The organism is Methanobrevibacter sp. (assembly GCF_045636185.1).
GTDB lineage: Archaea > Methanobacteriota > Methanobacteria > Methanobacteriales > Methanobacteriaceae > Methanocatella.
In genome coordinates, this window is the sequence record NZ_JAZTXC010000028.1 from 1 (window position 1) to 6,200 (window position 6,200).

Genomic DNA, 6,200 nt, shown 5'->3' on the forward strand with positions numbered 1-6,200 from the left:
TTGGGATTGTCCGGAAATAGTTGATTTTTATTAATACTAACTGATTAATTGAATAATACTCAAAATTTCAAATTGATTTAATGTGAATTTTAAAAATTCACTAACTTATTTTTTTATTTAATTAAAAAGGAATTTTTAACCATTATTATTAAATTTATCAAACGAATATTGAATTAATTGGCATTTGATGAATCAAAATACCCATTTTTACAAGATTTAATATAGATAAAATAATCAAAATATTAAAGGTTAAATTAAAGATTATTTTTAAAAATAAGAGTTATGAAAGCTTAATTTTAGCAAAAAATAGATATATATAAATATGAAGGGATTTATAATTATATAACAACAACACATACAATAATTAATAAATCTCCTTCAGTTAATATTTACTGTTGTTAATATGATTTATTTTTTTCGATTTTAACAAAATTTTTTCTCAAAAACAAAATTTGGGGAAAAATTTTTAAATTCTTTTGTATTTTTGTTGTTAATTTTAAAAATAACATAATATAAAAAAGGAATGGGTTAAAATGAGATTTGATAGGCAAACTTGTTTTATTTTAAAAGATGTAGGCTCTAATTTAGATAAAAATCATATTGTTTATACAGTTAAAATTCTTTTTGAAATTTTTAAAGAAACACACCCAGAACTATTTAAAAAAGATAAAAAAAATAAATCTGGCCGTAAAAAAATATATAAAAAAGAAGAAATGCTTCCATTCATCAGTTGGGGACATATAATGGAAATAACCAGCTGCAGAAGTCTAGAAAACTGGTGGAAAAACAATGACGAAACCTGCCAATTTTTACTCAACTGTAAAAAACCATCAAAAACAACGATAAATGATTTTATGAACAATAATATGTATTTAATTGATGAATTCGACAATTTTATAGTTCAATTTGGAATAAAAACACGTTTTATCGAAGGAAAAATAATTTACGGAGATGGAACAATTTTAAAAGGATACTGCAATCCGGATAAAAAAATGTATCCCGATCAAATTAAATATTTAAAAAACTTCATTATAAAGTATTACAATGAATACAAGAATAAAAAAGGTGATTTGTGGTTTAAACTCCACGAATTCTTTTATAATGGAAAATATCAAGATGAATTAAAGGAATTTTACAAAAAATTAAAACAAAAAATAAATTCTAACGGCATACAATTATTAAAATTAAGTTTAAAAGATCATAAAGGACTAAAAAGAGTATTAAAAAGACTAAAAAAGATACTATCAAATATAGAAGGAGAAAACTCCGTAAGCATTGTGGATCCAGAAACACGATACATGGAAAATAAACAAAAGCAAAGAGGCCTAAACTACAATTATCAACTAGCAATTGACGATAAAACAGGAATGATAATCACACATTACATAACACAACATCCAAACGACCAGAAAGAATCAATACCCCTAATAAACCGCATACAACAAAGATTAAAAATCAATAATTTCACATTAGTTTTAGATAATGGATACTGGAACACTCCATTACTGCATAGAATCCATAAAATGCCCATAAAACTAATCATACCCCATAGAAGAGCTGCAACTAGAAAAAACGCTAAAAGAAATCTTGAAAAACAAATCAGATATGATAAAAATAAAATTCAAAAAGAAAAATATAAAAATTATAATTTTAAATATTTGCCTGAAGAAGATGCCTATTTATGTCCAAAAGGAGCCAAATTAACTAGAGCAAACAATATGCAATATGAAGGCATTACTTATAAACAATACAGGACAAAAAAATGCACCAGATGCCGATATCATGATGAATGTACTTCAGAATATAAAAAAACAATAAAAGATCGTTTTGATCCAATATTAGATGATTTTATTAAAGATTATCATTCTGAATATGGGCAAGAAGCATATAAGGGCCGTGGCCCTTACATTGAAGGAGGATTTGGAATATTATTTGAATCACGCAATTTCAAAGGATTAAAAAGAAGAGGAGTAAAAAAAGCAAATTTAGAAATGACATTAACAGTAATAACCCATAATATTAAGAAAATCCATAAACACATTGATAACAAAGAGTTATTTGAAATATTACAAAAAATTAAAAAAGAAAATGGAGTGATTAAAAAATGATATTTTCGGACACTCCCTAATTCAATTATATTCATTTTAGCCATAATTATTTTCATAGATATGGTAAATGTTCTATTTTTAAAAAAAGCTATTTTTATTTTAAGGAGATTTGTTTTAATAAATCAGATTTCTTAATCGTGTTATCTACATCAAAAAAATAAAAAGTGGAGGAATTATTCATTCCTCTTTTGCAATAATGGTTATTTTATTGGATATCATAGCAGTACCGTATTGGCTTGTTATAATATATTCTCCAGGCATTAAATTAATGTTTAGTCTTGCTGTTCCGTTTTCATCTGTTGTACGGTTATAGAATACTCCATTAATATTGAATGTTATGTTAACGCTAGATAATGGATTGCCTTGGCCGTCAACAAGAGTAGCACTAAATTTGGATCCGTCCTTGTAGGTCATGTTTAAATCTGCAGCGGTTAACATTGGTAATACTGTAATATTATATGATATTAAAAGATCTGTTAACGGATCAATAGCTGTTAGGATATAGTCGCCAGGAAGCAAGTTAATGTTTAATTTGGCTGTTCCGTTTTCATTAGTTGTGCGTTCATAAAAGACTCCATTAATGTTCATAAGAATACTTTCGCCACTTAATGGATTGCCTTCACCATCGACCAATGAGATATAGAACTGTGAATCATTTCTGTAATATTTAACCAAATCATCTCCAATCAATGTAGGCAATACTTCAATATCATTTTGAATGATAATTTCGTCATCGTCTGAACTTTTCGTTTCGGATTTTTTGCCCATGTAGGTTTTAATGGTATAATTGCCAGGATTTAAGTTAATATTAATTGTAGCAATACCTTCAGAATTGGTGGTTCTGGTATAATTATTGCTGTTAATTTCAAAAATCACCTCTTTTCCACTCTCTCCGGCATCTGCTGTAAATTGGGTACCGTTTTTATAATATTTTACAAGGTCTTCGGTTTTCAATTCAGGCACAGATTTTTGTGTGTAGACTTTTAGGGATACAGCACCTCTGTTAATGGCTGCGTCTTTCCATTCATTTTCTTGATAAACGAGAGAGTTGCCTTCCTCGAAATATTGTCTGGTGTCTATAAGCATCGGCAATTGGGTATTATTTAATATTATGTGGAATTCATCTCCTTTGTCGATTGAAATATATTCGGGTAATAAAACTGTATGGTATCCTTCAAATGAGGATTTTCCACTGCCGGATAGTCTTAATTTATCATTTACATAAATTTCATAAGTGAATGGCTTATCCTTTTCAAACCATGATCCAAATGCACTTATGTAGGTATCTTCTAAAGCGCTGTAAGTATTTTTCATTATGTTTAACTGGCCTTTATTATAGAATGCTATTTCTCCTCCTAAGTCATATTGGTAATTGCCGTCATATGGTTCATCATTTTCAAATATGTATCCTACTATTTCATGGGATAGGAGACTTACATCATAATATGAAACATAATTAAATCCTCCATCACCAAAATCTGGACCATAACTATTTTTAATAATCCATGCACCGTCTCCTGGTGGTGTTATTAGGAAATTGTTTTTTGAGTAGTTATCGTCCCATCCAACAAGTGTCACTATATGGTTGACTTTAACATCACTTTCATCATTATAATATTGTGCTGAAGTTTTAGTATTATAATATGGTGCTTTTCCAAAAGCTTTCATTTCAGCAGATAAACCCCCATAATCAATTAATGCGCGTTTAACGACATTGTTGTCTGTAAGATTTGCACGTTTAGGGATTATTACTACATCTTGAACATGGATATTACCTGGTGTGGTAAATGTTGGTATTTTACCGTATTCATCGTAGGTATCATTTTCGGTCGGAACCATTCCAAACCAGTTAAGTGCATATAATACGGCCATATTGTTATTTCCCCCTTCTCTTGTAATTCTATTACCGTATTTTGAATATCTCAGCAATGAATTTTGAAGGTTATTTTCTGAAAAATCATATTCAATTCCTGTTGCTTTTAATAATGCGGATTCTAATGCCCCAACAGTTCCAAATGCCCAACAGGAACTATCTTCACCTTGATTTTTAATAGGAGTTACAAATCCCCATTCATTCAAATCGAATCTGGAAGGAAGTTTTGTTATTATGAATGTGTCGTTAGTTAGTTTGAGTTCAGCACCTTTATCAGTAATGTATGTACCGTAATCCGTGTCATTATAAATAAATTTGTCTGTTGTGTTGGTATTAAAAGTAACTTCATATGAAACTAAAAAAACACCGTGCACTCCTTCAGTATTGTTTGTGAAATTAGCCCATATATTCATCTTGCAGGAATAAGAATAAATTGCTTGTTTCTGGTTGTCAATGAAATCTGTGCTTCTAATAAGCATATTAGACGTATCGGCATAAATTGCACCTCCATGTATGTACTCTACGTCATTTCTTAGTTTGTTGTTTCTGAATTGTGTATTGTAAATGCTGAGGTCATTATCTGATACATATAATGCTCCCCCATCGTATTCTGCTTCATTGTCGATAAAGTCACAATTTGTTATAGTTGAAGTTCCTCCAAGTAAAACAACAGCACCTCCGAAGTTTGAGGAACAGTTAACGAATTCACTATCATTTATCAGTGTGGTTCCCTTGTCGCTGTATAGATAACCTGGTGTATCAATAAATATCGCTCCCGCATTTTTTTGGGATTGGACATTGATAAAACTAGATTTGTATATGATTGCTTTATCTACTTCTTTTAAGATTAAAGCCCCGCCAGTTTCTTTAGCTTCTAAGTTTCTAAATGTTGAATTTCGAACCTCTGTATATCTATCATTTATTACTGCAGCATATTTTGATATTGTATCTTCAAAAGTACATGTATCAATAATTATTGATGCAGTTGCCCCATGGATAAATCCTTTTACAAGTTCTATTTTACTGTTGAATGTAGAATCAGTGACTGTTACTTTTGATCCATAAACTCCAATTGCTGCACAGTCCGGTGAGTAGTTATCAGTAAATATTGAATTCATAACTTTTCCATTGTTCCTGAAAATAACTGCTCCACCATCAGTAGTTGCGTTGTTTTTATTAAATGTACAGTTGTTAATTACGGCATTATTTCCATCACATAAAACTGCCCCTCCAATATTAGCATTTCCATTAATGAATGTGAGGTTATTTATCGTGATACTTTCTCCTGCGACATTAAAAATTCTAGCCATAGAATTTCCATCTAATGTATGTCCGTTTCCGTTAATTACAAAATTAGTTTTTTTTATTACAATACCGGAATCCAAGCCAGCATCTGCTTTTTCATCAAATATATAATCTTGTGTTATATCAATTGAATTTTCACTATTGGCAATATCTGTCTGGAGAGATGTAAAATTTCCTTCAGCAGAAACTGCACTTATTGATATGAATAACACAAAAAATACTAGAAATATTTTTAATTTATTCAATATTTTTCCCCCATATTTATAATTTTATGTTAATTTTCAATTCTCGCGAACTGAGTAGTGTTCTGATTAAAGATCAAATATCATAAAAGTTATACTATTATAAAATAAATAAGATAAAAGTATGACATTTTGAACTTAAATTATATTTTATTTAAAGAAATATTTAAAATTGTTCATTCTTAAACAAATGTGTATTCATATTTGATGAATATATATTAAAAAATAAAAAAATTAGAGGAATTATTCATTCCTCTTTTGCAGCGATAGTTATTTTGTTTGAAATCACGGCTGAACCGTATTGGCTTGTTATAATATATTTTCCCGGTATTAAATTAATGTTTAGTCTAGCTATTCCGTTTTCATCGGTTGGACGATTATAGAACACTCCATTAATATTGAATGTTATTTCAACGCCAGATATAGGATTTCCTTGACGGTTAACAATAGTTGCACTGAATTTGGAACCGTCCTTGTAAACCATGTTTAAATCTTCAGCAGTCAGCACAGGTAATACGGTAATTGTATATGACATTTGAAGACCAGTTAATGGATCAACAGCGGTTAATATATATTCGCCAGGGTTTAAATTAATGTTTAATTTGGCAATTCCGTTTTCATCGGTTGCACGATCATAAAAGACTCCATTAATATTCATTCTAATATTTTGAC

The 6,200-nt window shown here is 29.5% G+C and carries 3 protein-coding genes; 1 reads left to right on the forward strand and 2 read right to left on the reverse strand.

Annotated elements, in window-relative coordinates; genetic code table 11:
• Positions 1–743: 743 nt before the first annotated feature.
• Positions 744–2,108: a transposase gene (locus ACKI3Q_RS02130; RefSeq protein WP_407413822.1), complete on the forward strand. Its 1,365-nt coding sequence runs from the start codon at positions 744–746 to the stop codon at positions 2,106–2,108.
• Between the two features lie 177 nt (positions 2,109–2,285).
• Here the strand turns inward: ACKI3Q_RS02130 and ACKI3Q_RS02135 are convergent, their stop codons facing one another.
• Both ACKI3Q_RS02135 and ACKI3Q_RS02140 read right to left on the reverse strand, forming a co-directional pair.
• Entirely contained in the window at positions 2,286–5,531 is a 3,246-nt protein-coding gene (locus ACKI3Q_RS02135; protein WP_407413824.1) for a C1 family peptidase, read from the reverse strand.
• A 244-nt stretch (positions 5,532–5,775) separates the two neighbouring features.
• A partial coding sequence (locus ACKI3Q_RS02140) for an Ig-like domain-containing protein (RefSeq protein WP_407413826.1) occupies positions 5,776–6,200 on the reverse strand: 425 nt, incomplete at its 5' end.

What these genes read in the sequence shown, in the direction of transcription:
- ACKI3Q_RS02130 (WP_407413822.1), top strand. Translation starts at nt 744, where the DNA reads ATGGAAATAACCAGCTGCAGAAGTCTAGAAAACTGGTGGAAAAACAAT.